Source organism: Paenibacillus sp. T2-29, from assembly GCF_052921365.1.
This window is the reverse complement of sequence record NZ_JBREVE010000004.1, coordinates 476,978-499,923: the sequence shown is the minus strand read 5'-3', so window position 1 is coordinate 499,923 and position 22,946 is coordinate 476,978. Positions and strand designations below refer to the sequence as shown.

Here is a 22,946-nt window from a genome sequence, read left to right as displayed (position 1 = left end):
ACACATTAGAAATCTAGGTTTTTCACGTACTTCGCATGTTCTTGGATAAAGTCGCGGCGAGGTTCTACATTGTCACCCATTAAGGTATTGAACAGCGTATCAGCCAGCATCGCGTCACTGACAGTTACCTGCAGCATTGTACGGCTCTCTGGGTCCATCGTGGTTTCCCAAAGTTGGGTCGCATTCATCTCACCCAAACCTTTATAACGCTGTACATTGTACTTCGCATTTTCTCCAAATTCCTTAATGATCTCGTCACGTTCCGCCTCAGAGTTCGCATAACGAACAACTTTGTTACGCTCAACTTTGAATAGTGGTGGCTGAGCAATGTATATATAGCCCGCATCAATGATTTTGCGCATGTAGCGATAGAAGAACGTCAGCAACAATGTGCGAATATGAGCACCATCGACATCGGCATCTGTCATGATAATGACCTTGTGGTAACGGGCTTTGGTGATGTCAAAATCATCTCCGATCCCTGTACCCATTGCTGTTACCATTGAACGTATTTCATCACTGGACAAAATACGGTCCAAGCGTGCCTTTTCAACATTCAGGATTTTACCGCGAATTGGCAAAATCGCTTGAAAGTGACGATCACGTCCCTGCTTGGCCGATCCCCCTGCTGAGTCACCTTCGACGATGTACAATTCACTGATCGAAGCGTCCTTAGAGGAGCAATCCGCCAGCTTACCTGGGAGCGAACTAATTTCCAACGCACTTTTGCGACGTGTAAGTTCACGCGCTTTGCGCGCTGCTTCCCGGGCTCGAGCTGCTTGTAATGATTTATCAACCACACGGCGGGAGACGGACGGGTTTTCCTCCAGGAATTCCTGGAGTTTCTCTGCGAACAGAGACTCGACAATTCCTCGCACTTCACTGTTGCCGAGCTTTGTTTTAGTCTGACCCTCAAACTGTGGTTCTGGGATTTTGACGGAGATGATCGCTGTCAAACCTTCGCGTACATCGTCACCGGTCAAATTGGCGTTGTTATCCTTAATCAAGCCATTTTTGCGTGCATAATCGTTAATAATCCGGGTTAATGCACTCTTGAAACCTGATTCATGAGTTCCGCCCTCATGGGTGTTGATATTGTTGGCAAAAGAATAAATATTCTCGGTGTAGCTGTCGTTATATTGCAATGCAACTTCGACCTGAATCATGTCACGAGAGCCTTCGACATAAATTGGCTGTTCATGCAGTGCTTCTCTTTTTTGATTCAGAAACTGCACATATTCACTGATTCCACCCTCATAGTGGAATGTATCGCTGGCGCCTGTCCGTTCATCGGTCAAGCTAATTGCAATGCCTTTGTTCAGGAAAGCCAGCTCACGAATCCGCGTCTGCAGCGTATCATAGTCATATACGGTCGTTTCGGTAAAGATTTGTTCGTCCGGATAGAAGGTTGTTTGGGTACCTGTCTCTTCTGTATCACCGATGACTCTGACATCATACTGTGGAGCACCACGATGGTATTCCTGCTCATATACATGTCCATCCCGTTTGACATGAACGATCATTTTGCTGGAGAGAGCGTTCACCACGGATACACCAACCCCGTGCAGACCACCAGACACCTTGTACCCTCCGCCTCCGAATTTACCACCTGCGTGAAGTACGGTCATTACGACTTCCAGCGCTGATTTTTTCATTTTGGCGTGTTCACTTACCGGAATACCGCGGCCGTTATCTGTAACGGTAATGCTATTATCTTTGTGAACGACAACTTGAATGCTGTTACAATAACCCGCCAGCGCTTCGTCAATACTGTTGTCCACAACTTCCCAGACCAGATGATGGAGCCCCTTGACGCTCGTGGAGCCAATATACATACCGGGACGTTTCCGAACCGCTTCCAGGCCTTCGAGGACCTGAATCTCGCCCGCATCATAAGACGGTTGATTCATAGACATGCCTTTCACCTACTTCTATAGATTTCTATGGTTAAGCATTGGCAACAAACTGGTTTGCCCGCTTTTTGAGTGTTGTTGAGGAGATGGGGGAATAATACACCGTATTCTGAGTCACTACGATGGACTTGGCTTCCTCTTCGCCAATCATCTCGACATGCTTTTGCTGCTGAGCGTGGTTCACGTATTGTTTGGAGATTTTAGAGGATTTTTCAATCGAGATATCGAAAATAGCCACAAGCTCTGACGAGCGGATGATCTTTTCTCCACCCAGATGAATATACATACCGGTCACTCACTCCTTAGTGTTCCACATGCCCGTCGTGGACGTGATAAATATGGGCACCCTTAAGTCGTTCTGCATTCAACGTCTCAATCCCGGTTGCCGTAATAAAGGTCTGTACCTTGCTTTGGAAAGTCTCGATCAGCTGAGTCTGACGATAGGGGTCCAGCTCGGACAATACATCATCCAGCAGCAGGATAGGATACTCCCCAATTTCCTCATGAATTAATTCTATTTCGGCCAGCTTCAAAGACAGGGCCGTCGTCCGCTGCTGCCCCTGAGAGCCATACGTATGCACTTCTCTGCCGTTAATGGCAAAGGCCAAATCATCACGATGGGGTCCCGCCAAAGTCATGCCACGGCGGATTTCCTGTTCCCTCATTTGGGATAACTTTATCATAAATCGCTCCAATAAGACAGCTTCATCTTCTTCCTCTGGCTCACCGAAAGAGGGAACATAGGTTAATTTTAACTCTTCTGTCCCACCTGCAATCCCTTCATGAATGGCCTGGGCCCACTTTTGTAGCTTTGTTATAAATTGTTTCCGCTTTTTTACAATTTTAACACCATGCTCAACAAGTTGCTCATTCCATACCTCCAGCATCAGCTGCACGGACGCCATATCTTTACCCCAAGCTTGCTTGAGCAGGTTATTCCGCTGAACCAGCACTTTCTGATATTGCTGCAAATGATACAAATATCCTGGCGCAACTTGTCCAATTTCCATGTCAAGAAACCGGCGGCGAACCCCCGGTGTTCCTTTGACAATTTCCAGATCCTCGGGCGCAAACATGACCACGTTTAACGAACCGATAAAATCGCTCAGCTTTCGCTGCTCTAGCCCGTTGATCTTTGCTTTTTTGCCTTGTGTGGATAACGAGAGATCCAACCTGATTTTCCCATATTTCTTATCCACATCGGCAGCTAGATGGGTGGAAGTAGCCCCGAAAGAAATTAATTCCTTGTCGCGGGACGTTCGGTGACTTTTAGTTAAAGCCAATACAAAAATCGCCTCAACCAGATTCGTTTTGCCTTGCGCATTTTGTCCGATCAGCAAATTAACGGGCCCGAATTCATTCAGCTCCAGCTGTTCATAGTTCCGGTACTGCTGCAAAACAATGTTGTTCACAAACACATAGGGTCCCCCTTGTTATTCCGCACCTAAAAGGAGTCCTTGCCGTTCAGGCGATCATGCTCCTGCCGTAACCTCGAAACGTCCAATGTCCTCTACTTCTACGGTATCGCCTGGGTACAATTTTCTTCCGCGACGTTCTTCTGGCTCACCATTAACGCGGACTTGCCCCTCCTGCAGTAGGGCTTTAGCCATGCCTCCTGTGGATACACAATCGGCTAATTTCAAAAATTGATCGAGCTTGATGTATTCGGTCTGTATAGATATTGCTTTCAAGGCCTGTTCATCCTTTCGCTTGTTCGGGTGGGTGACGCTAGTTGGTTGTGCGATATGGCAGGATGATATACAGCGCATTGCTGGAATCTGCCGGTTTTAAAATAATGGGGCTCATAATGCCGGTAAAAGCAATCGTCAGCTGCTCGCTGTCAATTACCTTCAGCACGTCGAGCATATATTTGGAGTTGAACGAGATTTTGAGTGGTTCTCCCTCAAATTTGGATACATTTACTTCCTCACGCACTTTACCAAGTTCAGATGAGCTGGAGGAAATCTCTAGATCACCGTTTTCCAACGATTGCATTTTTACAATATTCGTTTTTTCCTCACGGGACAGCAAATAAGCACGGTCAATAGACTCGCTCAAACTTTTTGTGTCCACAATCAGTTCTGTTTTGTAAGAAGTCGGAATAATTCTAGAAGTATCAGGATAGGTGCCGTCCAAGATGCGGGAGTAAAATAACACGCGATCCACCTTAAATAATACCTGATTGTCCGCTACGACGATATCCACAAGCATATTTTGATCCGGAATAATTCTGCTCAGCTCATTGAGCGTTTTGCCTGCAATGACAACATTGCTAAAACGCAAGCCTTCAGACGTCTCCAAATGAGCGCTACGGGTGGCAAGGCGGTGGCGGTCCGTTGCGACAAATTTCAATTCGCCCTCAGCCAGATTCCACAATACACCAGTCAAAATAGGTGTCGTTTCATGGGTAGAGATGGAGAATACCGTCTGTTTAATCATATTTTTAAGCAAATCACCTGGCACAGAGATCACTTGATTTTCCTCAATGTTGGGAAGCACCGGAAATTCTTCAGGGTCCAAACCAACGATCTGAATTTCAGTAGCACCGGATGAGATAAAGGTTTGGAATTGGTCTTTTACCTCCATACGGATCTCCTGAGACGGCAACTTTTTGATAATTTCGACAAAGAATTTAGCGGGTAGCACTACACTGCCGGGTTGTTCGATCTGAACGACCGTTTGGTCACCATCCTCCATCGGAATAAAGGATTGAATAGAGATATCTGTATCGCTGGCGGTCAGTGTGACTCCCTGGTGATTCACATCCAGCTTAATACCACTCAAAATTGGAATTGTCGTCCGACTGGATATCGCTTTGGATACATGTTGTATGGCCTCGTTCAAAACGTTTTTCAGAATGCTAATCTTCATAAGTTCCTCCTACGGGTTTTAATCCTTCAAGCACGCGTTGACGCGGGCCTTATATAGGTGATGTATATCTTTAAAATATATTAGTAATAGTAATAGGCGCACTGAATATGTGGATAACTATCTGTAACCCTAATAAAATCAAGCCTATCCACATGTGTATAAAATGTGTATAGGCTCCGAACTTGTTCAGGTTGGATTTTTGATTTTTTCTATTAGGTTGTTGATAACTTTAAATAGATCCTGATCCACTTGAATGGATTTGGAGATTTTTTCGTGCGCATGAATGACAGTCGTATGATCACGTCCGCCGAAAGCTTCACCGATTTTCGGCAAAGAATAGTCGGTTAGCTCACGGGAAAGATACATGGCAATCTGCCGTGGGAAAGCCACAGCCTTCGTCCGCTTACGTGCTTTGAAATCTTCCAGTCGTAGATTATAAAATTCCCCGACTTGATGCTGTATATCCTGAATCGTGATCATTTTTGGACGGCTGGATGGGATAATATCCTTTAACGCCTCAGCCGCGAGATGGCTTGATACATCCTGATTGGTTAAGGAAGAATAAGCGACAACGCGAATGAGCGCTCCTTCCAGCTCACGGATGTTTGTATCAATTTGATTCGCGATATACATCATGGCCTCATTAGGAATATCCAGGTTTTCCGCTCGCGCCTTTTTCCGAAGAATAGCAATTCTCGTCTCCAGATCCGGCGGTTGAATATCCGTAATCAGTCCCCACTCGAAGCGAGAGCGCAGCCGTTCTTCCAGCGTTGGAATTTCTTTAGGCGGCCGATCGCTTGAGATTATAATCTGCTTGCGTTCCTCATGAAGCGCATTGAACGTATGGAAAAATTCCTCTTGCGTCGATTCCTTGCCCGCAATGAATTGAATATCATCAATGAGCAAAATATCAATGTTGCGATATTTATTCCGAAAACTTTCCCCACGGTTGTCGCGGATGGCATTAATGAATTCGTTCGTAAACTTCTCCGACGATAAATAAACGACCTTGCTGGTCGGATTGTGCTCCAAAATATAGTGTCCGATAGCATGCATCAGATGCGTTTTCCCCAGACCTACACCACCGTATAGAAACAGCGGATTGTAAGCTTTGGCCGGCGCCTCGGCGACGGCCAGCGATGCCGCATGGGCAAAACGGTTCCCCGATCCGATGACAAATGTATCGAATGTATATTTGGGATTCAGCATATGGGACACAGCTTCTTCTTGAACGACCGGCTGCTGCTGAGGTTGTTGCTGAAGGTCGACCTCGGCGGGCTTGTTCTCTTCAATAACGAACTTGACCTCTAAATGCTTGCCCAAAATCTCATAAACCGTTGCCCCGACTAACTTGGTATAGCGGCTTTCAAGCCATTCCACGGCAAAAGTTGTCGGTGCAGAAATCACAATGGAGTGGTCATTTAGTTTCGCTGCCTTGGTAGCCTTAAACCAAGTATCGTAACTCGGCTTACTCAGCTTGGTTTGTATAATGGATAGAATTTGCTGCCATAGTTCAGAGGTATGGCTGTCCACAGACGTCACTCCTTTTAAATCCTGACATTTTACCGAATTAAGCTGCAGAGAGCTACTCTCGGCGCTTCGGCAAAACGCCTAAAATCACAAAAATATTGTTTGAAGGCCATAAAAAGACATACCGCCGCCTAAATCATGCGGCAGTGTAGTGAGAGAACGCAGCACAAAATGCCCTGAAAAATAGTAATGGAAAATTCCACTGCTGATCAGCAGAAGAAGGGCGATATTTCTCAGGAGGGAATGTGCGGCACGATCCGTTCTCTTGATCCCGCAGGCCAAAACGGGACTGCAATATGTCGAAATCAAATGAAAAATGTAGAATATATCCCCAGAATCCCGAATCCGCACAAAAATAAAAAGATGGATAAATTGAACTTGTTCACAACTTTATCCACAGGGTGTTGATAATATGGAGGGTAAAACAACATATTCACATTCAAAAGTAATATCATCATAGCAAAAGAAGCCTTGTATTTCAATGACTCGTGGTTATTTATCCACAAATTCAATCTGTTGTGTACAATTTTTATTCACAACACAAGATATTGTTTATAATTTGTTCAGTTTTCGACAATAACTCTTTTTCACTCTAAAATGTTATGCACAGGTTATGACCATTTAAATCACAATTCCATTCTTTTTGTGGATCTGTGTATAACACCTGTTGCCTTTTGGTTACAGCGGCTTGTTTTTGTGTTGAAAATTTCCGGTAACGTTTCCGACATTATTTTTGGCAAATCAGATGGTGGGGATCTGAAACGACGTGGGTTCAAATGCGGAACTAAATAAATGAAAAAAAGAGCAGTTAAAAGAGCAGTTAAAAGAGCAGTATATGTGAGGGACGAAATTCACAGTAAAATGTTGATGAATCTTGATCATGGAGAAGAAGCGAAAAAATCAGGAATAAAGGGGAAGAAAAGAGTAGAGTGAATGATGGGGGAAGACGGAGAGGGTTACTGAATGTGAAAAAGAGGGAGAGAATTCAGAAGTACATTGACTTTGGCCGCTATTTGTGGTTAAATGTACAAAGGTGTTTTTTGTGGAGATTGCTATGTTAGGTATATTCCATATAAAACGTATTCCTTGTAAGGAGGTGCAGCACAATGAGACCGACTTTCAGACCGAATGTCAGCAAACGTAAAAAAGTTCACGGCTTCCGTAAAAGAATGAGCACGAAGAATGGCCGTAAAGTTTTGGCAGCTCGTCGCCAAAAAGGTAGAAAAGTATTGAGTGCGTAATGCGTGCATAAAGACCACTACGGTGGTCTTTTTTTTCATAATTGAAGTATTTATGGATCGGATTGCTTCTTCTAATTGTAGAAATGTAGTGTAAAAAGAGGGACAAGCCCTGCATCCTGCTCTATATTAGATGAAGTTTTTGAAAACGGATATAAAATAAGCGAGATTACCATGTTGGAATATTGTCCATACTTCTTACTATATAAGAGGTAAGGGTTGCTTACCGATATGTGTAAAAGAGATGAGCAAGGAGAAGCGCCGTGCAAAAAAAATTGCGTCTACGAAACCGGGCGGACTTTGGGCGCGTATACCGCCATGGCAAATCTTTTGCCAACCATCAGTTTGTGGTGTACTGGTTCCGCCGCAGAGAGGTAGAGCAGTTCCGCGTCGGAATTTCGGCTAGCAAGAAGATCGGCAATGCAGTTGTCCGCAACCGGATGCGCAGGATCGTTAAGGAAATCGTGCGCCATCATGAGCAGGAATTGGTGGAGCAGATTGACCTGATTTTTATCGTTCGTAAGGGTGCGGTTACAAAGTCGTATCAAGAGCTGGAGAAAAGCGTGCTGCACGTTTTGCGCAAAGCCTCGCTGCTCAAGTCTACGCGCCGATAATCAGTATCTTTGTCCTACAGGATATGGTATGATTTACGTTGGAATGGATTGGTTAAGAAAGGGGTTATGAAGTGTCGCGTTTGAAGACTCAACGGGGAAAATGGTTCCTCCTGATTGCCTTATTGGCACTTGTTGCTGTGCTGTCCGGATGTACCCAGGCGGCTCACAATTCTTACACGACGGCAGACTTGGCCAATGGATCTTGGTGGCAAAGATATGTCGTTTACTGGTTTTCGTATGCGCTGGATACATTTGCCCAATGGTTCTCTGGAGAATATGGCCTGGCCGTACTGATTCTGGTGATCATCGTGCGTACCATTATTTTGCCGCTTACACTCAAGCAAGTACGCAGTTCCAGAGCAATGCAGGCTATTCAGCCGCAATTAAAAGAAATTCAAGCGAAATACAAGGATACACCTGAGCGAGTCCAGCAAGAAACGATGAAATTGTTTCAAGAAAACAAGGTTAACCCAATGGCGGGCTGTCTGCCTTTGTTAGTACAGATGCCCATTTTTATCGCGCTTTATAATGCCATTTATTATAACTCGGCATTGCGGGATCATGACTTTTTGTGGCTCCAGTTAGGTAAACCGGATCACTTCTTTATCCTGCCGATTCTAGCAGCGATTACGACTTTTATCCAAACTTGGATGATGATGAAGATGAATCCGACACCGCAGCAAGGACCAATGCAATTTTTGCTGTATGTCTATCCGGTGCTGATTCTATTCATGTCGTATAACTTCCCGTCTGCTTTGCCGTTATACTGGTTCTTCAGTAATATTTACACGATTGTTCAAAACTATTTCCTTTATCGGAATAATGATAAGGACGCAGCATTGGCTAATGTGAAAACAGCCAGTCTCACGAAAACAGGTTCCTCTAATAGTAAGAAAAAAAGTGGTAAAAACACGAAGGGGGCTAAAAAGTCGAGATGACCAAAGTCGTGACATCAGGAAAAACCGTTGAAGATGCTGTAAGACAAGGACTCTCCCAGCTGGGAGTAAGCCGTGAACGGGTAACCGTAAACGTGTTGGAACAGCCGTCAAAAGGATTCCTGGGGTGGCTAGGGGTCAAAAAGGCGAAGGTGGAGCTTACGCTGCTTTCTGAGCCGTCTCCTGAAACCACACACACGGCTGAACCTCATGTATCGGCTCAAGTACCTTCTGACGTGGGACAGGCTGTATCACAAGCTGGGTCTGTTGCGCAGGAAGCGCAGAGGAACATGGAAGCATCCAGGGGACATATAGATCCTTATGAAGAGGCGGTGCGTTTCATCCGTGAAACTGCTGCAGGCATGGGACTGGACGTCGAAGTCGATGTCCGTCATCGCAAGGATGAAAGTACTCTGGATATCTCCGGTCCATCGCTCGGTATGCTAATTGGCCGCAGAGGACAGACATTAGATGCCTTGCAGTACCTGACGAATATTGTTGCTAACCGTCATTCTGATAAATTTATCCGAATTGTGCTGGATGCCGAGCAATTTCGTGCACGTCGGCGGAAAACGCTGGAGGATTTGGCGGAACGATTAGCGAACCAAGCTGTTCGCTATGGCAAGGAAGTGGTACTGGAGCCAATGCCGTCCCAGGAGCGGAAGCTGATTCACGCCAAGCTCCAGCAGCATGCGCTGGTTAGAACATACAGCAAGGGGGACGAGCCTAATCGGCGCGTTGTCATTGCCAAGAAATAATCCGACGCAATGGCTCTCTGCAAGCTGCAGAAGCCATTGCTTTTTTTCTTATATTTCACACTGAACGGGTGCCGTCCTTGATGAAGGGCGGCAATGCCGTTTTTACTTGATAGGAGGTAGAAACGATATGCTGAGCGATACCATAGCTGCCATTGCAACGGCTGTCGGCGAGGGCGGCATTGCAGTTGTGCGGGTCAGCGGTCCAGAAGCGGTCACGGAAGTGGAGGCTTTGTTCCGTAGTAAAACGCCCTTAAGTAAGGTTCCGACGCACACGGTACACTATGGACATATTATAGATCCTCAAAGCCAAGAGAAGGTGGAGGAAGTTTTAGTTACAGTGATGCGGGCACCACGCTCTTTTACAACAGAAGATGTGGTAGAGATCAGCACTCATGGCGGGGTGGTAGCCGTTAAACGAGTGATGGATTTGTTACTGCTGCAAAATATACGTCTGGCTGAGCCAGGTGAATTTACGAAACGTGCTTTTTTGAATGGTCGTATTGATCTGAGTCAAGCGGAGGGCGTCATTGACTTAATTCGCTCCAAATCGGATAAAGCCTTTTCGATGGCTTTGAAGCAGGTGGATGGGCAACTGTCCCAGAATATTCGTCGTTTGCGTCATGTTTTGGTCGAGACACTTGCTCATATCGAAGTAAATATTGATTACCCTGAGCATGATGTAGAATCCTTTACGTCTGAGTTAATCAAGGATAAAAGCAGCCAGGTCATGGCGGAGATTGATCGGCTGTTGCATACAGCGGAGCAGGGGAAAATTTTGCGTGAAGGGCTGACTACAGCGATTGTCGGAAGGCCGAATGTAGGCAAATCGTCACTGCTAAACACACTGGCTCAGGGCGAACGGGCGATTGTGACCGATATTCCGGGTACGACCCGTGACGTTATTGAGGAGTATGTGACGATTAATAATATTCCGCTCAAGTTGCTGGATACAGCTGGAATCCGGGAAACGATGGACGTCGTGGAACGGATCGGGGTAGAGCGTTCGAGAACGGCAGTGAGTGAAGCGGATCTGCTGCTCATCGTCATTAATGCCAACGAACCACTGCACGAGGATGAAATGGCATTAATGGAACAAATCCGCGGTAGACAAGCGATTGTTATTATGAATAAAATGGACTTACCGGCCCAAATAGACCGGGATTTGTTGCTGCGCTATGTTCCTGAAGAGCTTATTGTGCCGATGTCTGTGAAGGAAAATGAGGGAGCAGATCGGCTGGAGCAGGCTATATCGAATTTATTCTTTAGCGGCAAGCTGGAATCAGCGGATATGACGTATGTCAGCAATGTACGGCATATTGCTTTGCTGAAGAAAGCGCGCCAATCATTGGTAGATGCCTATGAAGCCGCTGATCAATTAGTTCCGATTGATATGATCCAGATTGATGTAAGGCTGGCATGGGAGCAGTTGGGTGAGATTGTAGGCGATACTGCGCATGATGCGTTAATAGATCAAATATTTTCACAATTCTGTCTGGGTAAGTAGAACATTAAAGCATGGCTGTTTTAAGCCTGCTATCGTTATAGATACACAAGAACATATTCGGGGTGAAGACTCGAATGTATAAGGAGGTAAGAGAGGTATGGGATATCAAGGAGGCGACTATGATGTGATTATCGTCGGTGCGGGCCATGCGGGCGTAGAATCCGCCTTGGCAGCAGCACGGATGGGCTGTCGTACATTGATGATCACAATAAACCTGGATATGGTCGCATTCATGCCCTGCAACCCGTCTATTGGTGGTCCCGCAAAGGGTCATGTAGTACGGGAAATTGATGCATTGGGTGGCGAAATGGGTCGGAATATCGACAAGACATTTATCCAAATGAGAATGTTAAATACTGGTAAGGGTCCTGCCGTGCATGCCTTGCGTGCGCAAGCAGACAAGTTTTCTTATCAGCATGCGATGAAGGAAACGATGGAGAAGGAACCGAATCTGACCTTACGCCAAGGTATGGTTGAAGAACTGATTATAGAAGACGGTCAATGCGTAGGTGTAATTACGAAGACGGGCACAGAGTATCGTAGTAAAGCAGTTGTCCTGACTACTGGCACCTATCTGCGCGGGAAAATCATTATGGGTGAGCTGATGTATGAGAGTGGTCCGAACAATCAGCAGCCTTCGTTGAGACTTTCTGAACATTTGAGAGAGCTTGGTTTTGATCTAGTTCGGTTTAAGACAGGAACACCACCACGTGTGCATAAGGATACAATTGATTTTAGTAAAACAGAAATACAGCCAGGCGATGATCAGCCGAAGTTCTTCTCCTATGAAACGAAGTCCTCGGATAATGAGCAGCTTCCTTGCTGGCTAACGTATACTTCAGTGGAAACACATCAGATTATTAATGATAATTTGCATCGTGCACCGATGTTCTCGGGTCTGATTGAAGGAACGGGACCACGTTATTGCCCATCTATTGAAGATAAAGTGGTGCGTTTCAGTGATAAGCCGAAGCACCAAATCTTTTTGGAGCCTGAGGGTAAAAACACATCTGAATACTATGTTCAAGGCTTGTCGACAAGCTTGCCAGAGGATGTGCAATTAGCAGTACTGCGTACCATTCCAGGGATGGAAAAGGTAGAAATGATGCGTAATGGTTACGCTATTGAATATGATGCGATGGTACCTACTCAGTTGTGGCCTACTTTGGAAACGAAAAAAGTACCTGGCTTATTCACGGCAGGTCAAATTAACGGGACATCTGGTTATGAAGAAGCTGCGGGTCAAGGAATTATGGCTGGTATTAATGCAGCTCGTAAGGTGCAGGGCAAAGAGCCCGTCGTACTGGATCGTTCTCAAGGCTACATTGGGGTTCTGATTGACGATCTGGTGACGAAGGGTACAAATGAGCCATATCGCTTGCTGACCTCCCGTGCAGAATACCGTCTGTTGCTGCGGCATGATAACGCGGATCTGCGATTGACTCCGATTGGGCATGATATTGGCCTGATTACAGATGAACGATACGAGCGCTTTTTGGATAAAAAACAAAAGGTAGAGCAAGAAATTGAGCGTTTGCGTTTAGCTAAAGTTCGTCCGGTTGATGTAAATGAGATGCTGGAGCAAGGCGGATCTGCACCGATACAGGACGGTAGTAATCTGTTGACGGTGCTGCGTCGACCTGAGATCAGCTATGCACAAGTGGCACAAATTTCACCTTCACCTGTAGCCCTTACTGAGGAGGAGCAAGAACAGGTGGAAATCCAAATTAAGTATGCGGGCTACATTGAAAAGCAGTTGATGCATGTAGAACGCCTGCAAAAGATGGAGAAGAAGAAGCTTCCAGAGGATATCGCATACAATGAAGTTCAAGGCTTGGCCATTGAAGCCAAGCAGAAACTTGAGAAGATTCGTCCGATGTCCATTGGTCAGGCATCCCGTATCTCCGGTGTAACTCCTGCAGATATTTCCATTTTGCTGGTTTATCTGGAGCACTATAACCGTGTAACGGCAGCGAGGGGATCTTAATGGACGCGATACAACAGCAGTTCAAGCAGCGGCTGGCAGAGCATAGCATTGTGATTAATGACAGTCAGTTAGAGCAGTTTGAAACATATTACCGTGTGCTGGTTGAATGGAATGAAAAAATGAACCTGACGGGTATTACTGAGCGAGAAGCGGTGTACACCAAGCATTTTTACGATTCTGTTTCACTTGCCTTTTATGTTCCGTTAAATGATGTGGAGAGCCTGGCTGACATTGGGTCAGGCGCAGGTTTCCCTGGTATCCCTTTGAAAATATGTTTTCCACATATTCAATTGACCATTGTAGACTCATTGAACAAACGGATACAATTCTTAGCACATGTTGTAGAGCAGTTGGGACTGGAAAATGTCGAACTGATTCATAGCAGGGCAGAGGAATTGGGACGCAAAGCAGGATATCGTGATAGCTATGATCTGGTCACAGCCCGAGCCGTTGCCCGTCTCGCGGTACTAAATGAATTTTGTCTGCCTTTTGTCCGTGAAGGTGGGCACTTTGCAGCGATGAAGGGTAGCGATCCAACCGAAGAAATCAGGGAAGCTTCCTACAGTTTGAAAGAGCTGAAGGGGAAAATTAAGCATGTTCAGGCCTTCCAGCTACCTGTTGAGGATGCAGCCAGACATATGATTATTATTGAAAAAAGAGCAGCTACACCACGGAAATACCCGCGTAAGCCAGGTACTCCTTTGAAGACGCCCTTAGTGTAAATGTTTGAAAGAAAGTGAATGTTTCACGTGAAACATTCACTTTTTTTATGGTTTATAGATCTTTGCTTAAGAAGACTCCTTGCGTAATACCCTCTACATAATTTTATTCTTTTATCCTTTCGAAAAGCTGGTAGAGACGATAGGATTATGACTGGAAAAGTGATAGAATAGAGATAATCGTTTTAGTGTAAGTTGGCTGCTTCCCGTACTCATGATTTCAGATATACATATAGGGAAGTGGGACAACAAATGTCAGGGGAGTACGTGGAGTGTACCCGCTTACGGCGCTGTTTCATATAGAAGGGTCTACAATCCCCGTAAGGAACTGTTTTTCACGAAGCGCTGTTTGTATGGTGCTATTATGAAATTAGGTGGTATTATACGGAATGAAAGAACAATTTTCCAAGCTATTTGGTTTGACGGAGCGATCCAATGGGGACGAAATAAAACAAATTCCAGTTCGGGATATTGTCAGCAGTCCTTATCAGCCCCGCACCATATTTGACGACGAGAAGATTGATGAGCTATGCCAGACTATTAAGACGCATGGTGTAATTCAACCGATTGTCGTTCGTTTCCGTAATGGACAATATGAAATTATAGCAGGGGAACGTCGTTGGAGAGCTGTCACCAAGCTGGGTATGGAGACGATTCCAGCCATTGTTCGTGAGTTTAATGATTCACAAGCTGCATCCATCGCGTTGATTGAGAATCTTCAGCGTGAGGGTCTAACTGCGATTGAAGAGGCTGTAGCTTATCAAAAGCTGATTGACCTGCATCAACTTACCCAGGAAAGCCTCGCTCAGCGACTTGGCAAAAGCCAATCCACTATTGCTAATAAAATACGGCTGCTTCATTTGCCGGAGAGAGTGAAAGAAGCCCTAATGGAACGGAAGGTGTCCGAGCGTCACGCCCGTGCATTATTGTCGTTAGAGACCGAAGAACTACAGTACAAGGTTTTAGATGAAGTAATTGCTAAGGAACTCAATGTGAAGCAGACAGAGGCACGAGTTGCCTTTTATAAACAAGTATCCACGATTAAGAAATCAAAGCGGATTTCCTTTACTAAGGATGTCCGGCTTGCGCTGAATACGATTCGTCAATCCATTGATATGGTGTCTGGCTCAGGGTTGGATATCAAAACAAAGGAATCTGATCATGAGGATCACTATGAGATTGTCATTCAAATTCCCAAACGTAAGTAAGGGATGAAGCGTACAGCGGCAGCAATTGCCGCTTTTTCTGTCTAACGCCAACATAAAACCGCAGCATACTCGTATTCTATTTTGAAAATTGCCGTTATCCGTAAGTTAAGGACTAAGTAACGTCTTCATAGAGCTTTTGCAATCATGGAACGTAGCAGGATTCCGATTAAATTATGAGGTGAATGAAGTGTCAAAAATAATAGCCGTAGCCAATCAAAAGGGCGGAGTAGGCAAAACGACTACTTCCGTGAATTTGGGCGCCGGACTTGCTTCCCTCGGCAAAAGGGTATTGCTCGTGGATATCGACCCGCAAGGTAATACAACCAGCGGTGTGGGTATCAATAAGGCGGATGTGGCAAATTGTATTTATGATGTACTCATTAACGAGGTTGACCCTAGCGAGGCGATTATCAGTACACAGGTCGAGGGATTGGATATTATCCCGGCAACCATTCAATTAGCAGGTGCTGAAATCGAACTGGTACCAACTATTTCTCGCGAATTGAGATTAAAAAGATCACTTCAGCTCGTCAAGCATAATTATGATTATATATTAATAGATTGCCCTCCATCGCTGGGTATTTTGACGCTCAATTCATTGACGGCTTCCGATTCAGTCATTATTCCGATCCAGTGTGAATACTACGCGCTGGAAGGATTAAGTCAATTGTTGAATACCGTGCGTTTAGTACAAAAACATTTAAATACCTCATTGCAAATTGAGGGTGTGTTGCTAACCATGTTTGATGCTCGCACAAACTTGGGTATTCAGGTCATTGAAGAAGTGAAAAAGTACTTTCAGAGCAAAGTTTATCAGACGATTATTCCACGCAACGTGAGACTCAGCGAAGCACCATCACATGGCCAGTCCATTATTACGTATGATCCCCGTTCTCGTGGGGCAGAGGTATATATTGAGTTGGCAAAGGAAGTGGTATCTTATGAGTAAACGGTTGGGAAAGGGACTGGACGCACTTATTCCCTCCCTTACAGTCAGTGAAGAGGATAAGGTTGTTGACATTCCGCTCAGCCAGTTGCGGGCGAACCCATACCAGCCTCGGAAAACGTTTGATGAGGAGTCCATTAAGGAACTAGCAGAATCCATTCGTCAGCACGGTGTTATCCAACCCATTATTGCGCGTAGTGTCTTGAGAGGATATGAGATTATAGCCGGGGAAAGGCGGTTTCGGGCATCTCAATTTTGCGGGAATCCGACCATACCTGTGGTTGTTCGCAATTTTACAGATCAGCAGGTAATGGAGATTGCCTTGATTGAGAATTTACAGCGTGAAAACTTAAATGCAATGGAAGTAGCAGTAGCTTATCAGGGGTTAATGGATCAATTCTCCTTAACTCAGGAAGAGTTGTCCATGAAAGTGGGAAAATCACGTTCACACATTGCCAATTTCCTTCGCTTGCTCGCATTGCCTGAGGAGGTTAAAGATCATGTTTCACGTGGAACATTGTCTATGGGGCATGCTAGAGCAATTGTTGGGCTCAAAGATCCAGACATGGTGAAACAACTAGCCTCGCAATGCATTGAGCAACAGTGGAGTGTTCGTGAACTCGAGGAAGCCGTACAGCAGTTGGATCATAAGCCTGGAGAAACAAAAGCTAAAGCAAAGGTACGAAAAAAGGACCCCTATATTGACCATATGGAAGAGTCCCTACGCGAGCGTTTTAAAACAACTGTGAAGATCAAGCACAATAAAGATAAAGGCAAAATCGAATTGAATTATTACAGCCAGCAGGATTTGGAAAGATTACTGGAGCTATTACAGTAGTCCGTAAAAATATGGACATGTCTCCTTGAGTGAAATGGAAAGTGAGATATGTCTTTGCTTTGTCTGGAATTGCAGGAATCAGAATGGTTTTGATGGATAAACTAATAGCCTTGTGTTATTTGTCTCGCTGTTCTCAAACGTTTAAAATAAAAGGTAAGCAAAGCAGTAACATGATTTTTGAGGTAGAGGGGTAGAAACAAACATATGGCTGAATTGAATGGACTAATCATGGAGCAGCTTGCTGGAATTGTTGCAGGAATCGTGCTTATTTTGCTTATCCTGTTGATTGTTATTATTGTACAGGGATCAAAGCTGAAGAAGATGCGGCGAAAGTATGAAACCATGATGGCAGGCAGCGGTGTAGAGAATTTGGAAACGCTGCTGATTGATTTAAAGGTGCAGATGGATACGATTGAAGATGAGCAGGAAGCCCACCGTGCAAGTATGAAATCACTACGCAGCAAACTGACTGGCTTGAAGGGACATATAGGCATCAAACGTTATAATGCCTTTGGTGAGAGAGGGAGCGATTTAAGCTTCTCTCTGGCTATTGTAGACGATAATCAGGACGGAATAGTATTGACCGGTATTTATAACCGGGATGGCTCATATGTGTATGCCAAGCCTCTGGAAGCGGGACAATCCGCTTATTCCTTATCACCTGAAGAGAAAGAAGCTATTACTCTTGCGCAGCAAGTAGGACAGACCGGTAATGCCACTCCCTAATTGCGGAGTATAAGCTACTAGCTATGATATCTGATAACTTCATTACCAAATTTAGTCTCGTATTTTGTAACACGAAGTATTCCATGAAGCCGCCGACGTTAACGATACCAGTCAAATGGATATCGCCGACCGGCGGTAATTCTTTATTTACACCTGCTCCAGGCTTGAGAGGACCCTCTGCAACCTGAATGCATCCAACACTGGAGGTTTGTCCAAGACATGCGTCTATGCCAATGATATAAGGCTGTTCGTATCGGTCATGTATGCCGTTCAGCGTCGTTTGCAGGTTCATAGCATGTACAGGATCATCTAATGTTCCATACAAGTTAAACAGGGGGCTTTTATAGCGTGACAAGTGGGTACCCACAAGCGGACCAAGGCAATCTCCAGTAGAACGATCGGTGCCGATGCAAATGATGACGATATTTTGCAGACTCCGTGCCTGATGCAGATGGAACAGCAAGCGATGGATGATGGCTGATTGGATCCCGGGATCGGTGTATGATATTTTTAAGCTTAGGGGTTCTTGCCCCGGAATGAAGTCAGATGGATAAGTCATGGAATCTTCCTTTCGTCCTGTAATGGAGTGTGCAGGTTATGCTCGCCTACCTTTAAGAATATACTTGGCCTGCGGGTAACAATTATTCTCAAGATAGTAGCTAGTATATGGATAAACTTGTGCTTTTATACTCGGGAAAAGTAGATTATTCATAGCCATTTGTTTGAAGTCGGGAGATATGCTTATATAGATAGGAAATAGAATGTGGGAAATAGAAAGAGTAGTTCCCTGGTTTGAGGAGGAGTACAGCATGACCTTTATACATTGGTTGGCCGGTAATTTAGACACGGATGACGTAGTGCAAGGTGCGATTCATTGGAAGGATGCTGTATGGAAATGGCTTACAGATAGTGCGATGTGGTCGACCTTTTTGTTTGTGATTTTGAAAATCGTAATTATTTTCATCATTACACGTATCTTTATTCGAGTTATTAATAAAATTATAGATAAGTCGATGGAGCAAAAGGGAGATAACGGCAGATTCCGATTGAATACCAGACGGTTAACGACTGTGGGCGAACTGCTGAAAAATGTAACAAATATTGTGTTCAATTTCATCTTGATTATGCTGGTGCTATCGCAAATGGGTATAAATCTAGGCCCTCTGATTGCTGGAGCTGGAGTGCTTGGGTTGGCTGTAGGTTTTGGGGCACAGAGCTTGGTTAAGGATGTAATTACCGGATTCTTCATTATATTTGAGGATCAATTTGCCGTAGGAGACGTCATTCAGACGGGGACTTTCAAGGGGACGGTAGAAATGATTGGGCTACGTACAACCAGGCTGGTGAGCTGGAAAGGTGAGGTGTACATTTTACCGAACGGCTCCATTACGACAGTAACGAACTTCTCCATGTCCAACGCGTTGGCGGTGGTAGATGTGCCAATGAAGGCGGAGCGTAGTCTGGAGGAAGCCGTCAGCTTGGTAAAACAGGCGATCCAAGGCATCGAAGAGTCCAATGCGCAGATACTTAATATGCCGGATGTGTTAGGCGTTCAGTCCATGACTACATCAGAGTATATCGTACGTGTTGTGGCGGAATGTATGCCGAACACAGGGGCCTTGGTAGAGCGTGATATTCAGAATAATATCAAGAGGGCTCTGGAGGACGAGGAACATCGTCAGGCCGCACTGGAAACGGCGATCACCCTTGAAAAAGAAGATGAGCCAGGAAGAAAAGGGGGAGAGAAGGGTGGAGCGTAAGTCGTTTGAACTAGGGGATATTGTGCAGATGAAGAAGCCTCATCCGTGTGGAACGAACGAGATGGAAATCATCCGGATGGGGATGGATATTCGAATCAAATGTGTCGGATGCCAGCATAGTGTGCTGATTCCGCGTGCCAAGTTCGAAAAGAATATGAAAAAGGTGCTGCGCTCAAAGTCCAGTGGTGACGAGCAGAATTCGGAAACCATTTGAGCAGAGAAAGTGGATCATGGTGAACAAGAAATCAGCTTGCGTCATGAAAGCAATGATGATATAATTATCCTTGCTGCGGAAAGGTACCCAAGAGGTCCAAGGGGGCTGACTCGAAATCAGTTAGGCGTCGCAAGGCGTGCGTGGGTTCGAATCCCACTCTTTCCGCCACTATAATAAATCGCGCTGTATCAACGTTTACAGTACGATATGTGGATCGAAAGCTATACGATTTTTACACGAAATTGAGCTAGATGATTCCGATATACCTAAATGATTCCGTTAACCTCTTACGCTAACCACGCGTAGGAGGTTTTTTAGTATGGATAAGAGAACCGGAAGAAAGACGATTACTCAACGTGACCCAGTCGTAGTAAAATGGACGCCCTCGTACTCGCTGGAGGATGCGCTTGATTTCGTTGTTAAAGTGAAGCGCGCTAATAACTTAAAGGAACGGACGATCGAGGGTTACATACAGAACATGGGCTATTTCAACGAATGGGTCGCAGAGAGGTACGGAGATATTTCGATTGATGGAGTGACGGCGGCGATGCTGCGCGAATACGTCTTGTGGTGCGCCAATGACAAGGAGTTTTACGCGGGCCACCCGTTCAAGGCGGACTATGATAAAGAGCGTAAGGGGCTTTCTCCGGCGTCTGTGAACGTGCGTATACGCGTGCTGAAGACGTTCTTTAATGTGTTATACGATGAGGACGTTATTAACCGTAATCCGGTCGCAAACCTGTCTCTAATGCGCCAAGACGTCGATACAGTTATGCCGTTAACAGAAGACGAGCTGCGACGCTTTATGAAGGCTCCTGATCAAAGACAATGGGCGCAATGGCGTGACTATATAATAATGACGCTGATATTAGATTGCGGAATGCGCCTCGGGGAAGTGTGTGCGTTAGAAAAGTCTGAGGTTGACTACGTGAGGAAACAAATCGTGCTGCCGGCGGTGAAGAATAAGAACCGTAAATCGCGTATTTTACCGTTATCCACAACTACAACTCGGCTACTAAAACAGTTATCCACAGAGACAGCGGAGCATTTTGACACGCCATACTTATTCACAACCAATTACGGACAGCAACTAAGTGAAAAGACGATACAGAAATCGTTCGATAAATACGCGGAGAAGGCGAAGTTAGGACGATCGATGTCGCCGCATGTGTTGAGGCATAACTTTGCTACTATGGCGGCTGAGAATGGAATGTCGATATTTCATCTACAGAAGTTAATGGGGCACGCGGATATCGCAACAACGCGGAAGTATGTACAGATTAGTGAGGGGAGTTTAGCGGATGAGCACCGGAAACATTCTCCGTTATCGAGGCTTCGAAAATGAGAGGAATTTATAGTTGAGAGAGTACTGTGGTTTGGCGGAGGTATGTTGTATAATTATATAAGCAAGACGCACGGCATGGAGGAACTATGAATGAGTGTGTTCGAGTCTATGTCGTTAATGATTAATTTTGGAATGTTTGTTTTGACATTGCTGGCCGTCGTTATTTCTATAATTACATTTAAGCAGAAACGCGAAGAAAATAAGGTACAAAAAAGAAAATAGCCTAGTCCCCGCCAAGAGATCGGCTATTTCTAAGAAAATTTATAAAGGAGCCGTGCGTCTTGCCATTACGGCTTCTTTCTTTTTGTAACACGTTACATTTTTAGTTTACACAATCTCATCCTAATTGTCTAATCGATTAGATAATTAGAAAGTGCGGAGTAGACATCGTTTCGTACGCGTTGATTGGGACTGGCGTGTACTCTACGTTTAAAGCAGAGCAGCAGACGGAAGATACGAAGTAAGCGGATTTTAACGGACTCATTTGCGCGGGAAATTGCGTGAGTGGGTCCGTTTTTCTTTTAGTGACAACGTACTAGTCCAATGGTATTATTTAGGTAAACGTAACGTGAGATACGGAGGGATTCGGTTTGATTAACGGTGTCGTAAAGAGCGACAAGCCAACGGAAAGGCGTGAGCAAAGAAAGGGAAGCGCGCTCGCGTTCCTCGGATGGACGTTTGTGGTACTCTCACTGTTGTGGTTCCCCATAGTTACGTCTCCAATCGCGGTCATTCTCGGATTCCTTACGAAAAAAGTTGAAGGCCGCGATATACAAGGGCCGGTAATTATGATCGCGGGGATTGCTTGTGGCGTGCTCGGGGTGTTGGGCGGGTTGTATGTGGGTGCAATGAGAAATTAAGTAACAAAGGAGTTGGCAAAATGGCCTCCGAACAAGACGTGTCCCTTGTTTCCACATCGTATATGGCTGAAATGTTTAATGATGCATTGTATTATCTACACGAAGCCCGTAATGCAAGTGATGAACTTACAAAGCACAGATATAATAGATCATCTATCATAAACTTTTGTACATCCGCAGAAGCAGCTATGGCAAAAGTAATACATAAACACTTATCACAGTTTAAAAATGAGTTAAGGAATAGAGATGATAAACTATTGTTGAAAAGTCTTAACAATCCTGTCATTAAGCCACCGAAATCTTTTAAGTCAATACCAGGAAAAATTGAAATAATTGAAAGATTATTGGCGCAGAAGTTCCCGGAAGAAATTAAGAAGGCGTACATACAATTAACTAAGTTAAGGAATAAAATAATACACTTTGATTCTTCCAACAAGCTAATTGTATACAACGATGGTATCGTAGAAAAAATGGCAATTAGAGCGCCACAAATTGTTGGAGACTTTATAACTCAGCTATTTAAAATGATAGGACTTAACTCGGAAGAGGGGTTTCAGACAAAACGCGTACATAGTTATTAGGCGTTAATCTCCTGGGTTCTGACCGCAAATAAGCGCCGTAACTCCGCTCTGAATACCCACGTAAGGGTAGCGCCATAAATGCCTAATTTCACGTTAAAAGCCCGTATCCTCAACGTAGAGGATTACGGGCTTTTTCGTTATACGAGCATTCTTCAGGGGTACGCACAATACGCCCTCCGTGCGTTAAATGCACGGTGGTTTTCTACGTTCATTTTAGTGCTAATTACCGTGTTTTTAGTCGTTGGGAATAGTTTGATAAAAGTAGCGAATTAGAACAGATATTTTCGTGTGGAATAGCGCAGCCGCGTTTGGGACCTACGCTATTTTGTGCAAATACCACATTAAGGCTAAAATACAATAAGTATTACTGTGTTTTTATGAATAAAAAAAAATGAGCGG

The 22,946-nt window shown here is 44.8% G+C and carries 25 protein-coding genes and 1 tRNA gene; 19 read left to right on the top strand and 7 right to left on the bottom strand.

Annotated elements, in window-relative coordinates; all coding sequences use genetic code 11:
* Positions 1-5: 5 nt before the first annotated feature.
* The 6 genes from gyrB to dnaA form a co-directional block, all read right to left on the bottom strand.
* On the bottom strand, positions 6-1,916 hold the full coding sequence (gyrB, locus tag ACU1JV_RS15125; RefSeq protein WP_013368648.1) for a DNA topoisomerase (ATP-hydrolyzing) subunit B: 1,911 nt from the start codon (positions 1,914-1,916) through the stop codon (positions 6-8).
* 31 nt (positions 1,917-1,947) lie between these two features.
* Positions 1,948-2,199 (bottom strand): extracellular matrix regulator RemB, encoded by a 252-nt coding sequence (remB, locus tag ACU1JV_RS15120; protein ID WP_007433255.1) that lies wholly within the window; start codon positions 2,197-2,199, stop codon positions 1,948-1,950.
* A 16-nt stretch (positions 2,200-2,215) separates the two neighbouring features.
* Positions 2,216-3,331 (bottom strand): DNA replication/repair protein RecF, encoded by a 1,116-nt coding sequence (recF, locus tag ACU1JV_RS15115; RefSeq protein ID WP_013368647.1) that lies wholly within the window; start codon positions 3,329-3,331, stop codon positions 2,216-2,218.
* Positions 3,332-3,385: 54 nt separating this feature from the next.
* Positions 3,386-3,604, bottom strand: a complete 219-nt coding sequence (gene yaaA, locus ACU1JV_RS15110) for a S4 domain-containing protein YaaA (RefSeq protein ID WP_013368646.1) — start codon at positions 3,602-3,604, stop codon at positions 3,386-3,388.
* Between the two features lie 37 nt (positions 3,605-3,641).
* Positions 3,642-4,784 (bottom strand): DNA polymerase III subunit beta, encoded by a 1,143-nt coding sequence (dnaN, locus tag ACU1JV_RS15105; protein WP_013368645.1) that lies wholly within the window; start codon positions 4,782-4,784, stop codon positions 3,642-3,644.
* Positions 4,785-4,970: 186 nt separating this feature from the next.
* Positions 4,971-6,317, bottom strand: coding sequence for a chromosomal replication initiator protein DnaA (gene dnaA, locus ACU1JV_RS15100; protein WP_013368644.1), 1,347 nt, complete (start codon positions 6,315-6,317; stop codon positions 4,971-4,973).
* A 789-nt stretch (positions 6,318-7,106) separates the two neighbouring features.
* Here dnaA and ACU1JV_RS15095 point away from each other — a divergent pair.
* The 12 genes from ACU1JV_RS15095 to ACU1JV_RS15040 all read left to right on the top strand — a co-directional run bounded on the left by ACU1JV_RS15095 (position 7,107) and on the right by ACU1JV_RS15040 (position 17,787).
* A complete protein-coding gene (locus ACU1JV_RS15095) occupies positions 7,107-7,247 on the top strand; it encodes a hypothetical protein (RefSeq protein WP_413987270.1) in 141 nt (46 codons plus the stop codon).
* Between the two features lie 173 nt (positions 7,248-7,420).
* Entirely contained in the window at positions 7,421-7,555 is a 135-nt protein-coding gene (gene rpmH, locus ACU1JV_RS15090) for a 50S ribosomal protein L34 (RefSeq protein ID WP_007433250.1), read from the top strand.
* A gap of 260 nt (positions 7,556-7,815) precedes the next feature.
* Positions 7,816-8,166: a ribonuclease P protein component gene (gene rnpA / locus ACU1JV_RS15085; protein WP_013373922.1), complete on the top strand. Its 351-nt coding sequence runs from the start codon at positions 7,816-7,818 to the stop codon at positions 8,164-8,166.
* 71 nt (positions 8,167-8,237) lie between these two features.
* Positions 8,238-9,104, top strand: coding sequence for a YidC/Oxa1 family membrane protein insertase (locus ACU1JV_RS15080; protein ID WP_013373921.1), 867 nt, complete (start codon positions 8,238-8,240; stop codon positions 9,102-9,104).
* On the top strand, positions 9,101-9,859 hold the full coding sequence (jag, locus tag ACU1JV_RS15075; protein WP_040102454.1) for an RNA-binding cell elongation regulator Jag/EloR: 759 nt from the start codon (positions 9,101-9,103) through the stop codon (positions 9,857-9,859). Before ACU1JV_RS15080 ends, jag begins: the two co-directional genes overlap by 4 nt.
* A gap of 127 nt (positions 9,860-9,986) precedes the next feature.
* Complete coding sequence (gene mnmE / locus ACU1JV_RS15070) at positions 9,987-11,363, top strand: tRNA uridine-5-carboxymethylaminomethyl(34) synthesis GTPase MnmE (protein ID WP_013373919.1); 1,377 nt, start codon at positions 9,987-9,989, stop codon at positions 11,361-11,363.
* A 97-nt stretch (positions 11,364-11,460) separates the two neighbouring features.
* Entirely contained in the window at positions 11,461-13,350 is a 1,890-nt protein-coding gene (gene mnmG, locus ACU1JV_RS15065; protein ID WP_016822445.1) for a tRNA uridine-5-carboxymethylaminomethyl(34) synthesis enzyme MnmG, read from the top strand.
* On the top strand, positions 13,350-14,072 hold the full coding sequence (rsmG, locus tag ACU1JV_RS15060) for a 16S rRNA (guanine(527)-N(7))-methyltransferase RsmG (protein ID WP_337683938.1): 723 nt from the start codon (positions 13,350-13,352) through the stop codon (positions 14,070-14,072). The genes mnmG and rsmG overlap by 1 nt, the downstream gene beginning before the upstream one ends.
* Before the next feature lie 386 nt (positions 14,073-14,458).
* Positions 14,459-15,277 carry a nucleoid occlusion protein gene (noc, locus tag ACU1JV_RS15055; RefSeq protein WP_013373916.1) on the top strand — a complete coding sequence of 273 codons (819 nt, stop codon included), beginning with the start codon at positions 14,459-14,461 and terminating at the stop codon, positions 15,275-15,277.
* A gap of 187 nt (positions 15,278-15,464) precedes the next feature.
* On the top strand, positions 15,465-16,226 hold the full coding sequence (locus tag ACU1JV_RS15050) for a ParA family protein (RefSeq protein ID WP_013373915.1): 762 nt from the start codon (positions 15,465-15,467) through the stop codon (positions 16,224-16,226).
* Positions 16,219-17,061 (top strand): ParB/RepB/Spo0J family partition protein, encoded by an 843-nt coding sequence (locus tag ACU1JV_RS15045; RefSeq protein WP_040102456.1) that lies wholly within the window; start codon positions 16,219-16,221, stop codon positions 17,059-17,061. The genes ACU1JV_RS15050 and ACU1JV_RS15045 overlap by 8 nt, the downstream gene beginning before the upstream one ends.
* A 204-nt stretch (positions 17,062-17,265) precedes the next feature.
* Complete coding sequence (locus ACU1JV_RS15040) at positions 17,266-17,787, top strand: DUF4446 family protein (RefSeq protein ID WP_040102457.1); 522 nt, start codon at positions 17,266-17,268, stop codon at positions 17,785-17,787.
* Here the strand turns inward: ACU1JV_RS15040 and yyaC are convergent.
* Positions 17,741-18,346, bottom strand: a complete 606-nt coding sequence (gene yyaC, locus ACU1JV_RS15035) for a spore protease YyaC (protein WP_413987269.1) — start codon at positions 18,344-18,346, stop codon at positions 17,741-17,743. The two genes, ACU1JV_RS15040 and yyaC, sit on opposite strands and share 47 nt — an antisense overlap.
* 250 nt (positions 18,347-18,596) lie before the next feature.
* Between yyaC and ACU1JV_RS15030 the strand changes: the two genes are divergently transcribed.
* The 7 genes from ACU1JV_RS15030 (at position 18,597) to ACU1JV_RS15000 (ending at position 22,547) form a co-directional block, all read left to right on the top strand.
* Positions 18,597-19,547: a mechanosensitive ion channel family protein gene (locus ACU1JV_RS15030; RefSeq protein WP_013373910.1), complete on the top strand. Its 951-nt coding sequence runs from the start codon at positions 18,597-18,599 to the stop codon at positions 19,545-19,547.
* Positions 19,537-19,761: a DUF951 domain-containing protein gene (locus ACU1JV_RS15025; protein WP_013373909.1), complete on the top strand. Its 225-nt coding sequence runs from the start codon at positions 19,537-19,539 to the stop codon at positions 19,759-19,761. The genes ACU1JV_RS15030 and ACU1JV_RS15025 overlap by 11 nt, the downstream gene beginning before the upstream one ends.
* Positions 19,762-19,838: 77 nt before the next feature.
* Positions 19,839-19,929: transfer RNA gene (locus tag ACU1JV_RS15020), tRNA-Ser, on the top strand.
* A 151-nt stretch (positions 19,930-20,080) separates the two neighbouring features.
* Complete coding sequence (locus tag ACU1JV_RS15015) at positions 20,081-21,106, top strand: tyrosine-type recombinase/integrase (protein ID WP_446724599.1); 1,026 nt, start codon at positions 20,081-20,083, stop codon at positions 21,104-21,106.
* 90 nt (positions 21,107-21,196) lie between these two features.
* Entirely contained in the window at positions 21,197-21,328 is a 132-nt protein-coding gene (locus ACU1JV_RS15010) for a putative holin-like toxin (RefSeq protein WP_414004479.1), read from the top strand.
* A 368-nt stretch (positions 21,329-21,696) separates the two neighbouring features.
* Positions 21,697-21,966, top strand: coding sequence for a hypothetical protein (locus ACU1JV_RS15005; RefSeq protein WP_446724598.1), 270 nt, complete (start codon positions 21,697-21,699; stop codon positions 21,964-21,966).
* A gap of 20 nt (positions 21,967-21,986) precedes the next feature.
* Positions 21,987-22,547, top strand: coding sequence for a hypothetical protein (locus tag ACU1JV_RS15000; RefSeq protein WP_446724597.1), 561 nt, complete (start codon positions 21,987-21,989; stop codon positions 22,545-22,547).
* Positions 22,548-22,946: the final 399 nt, after the last annotated feature.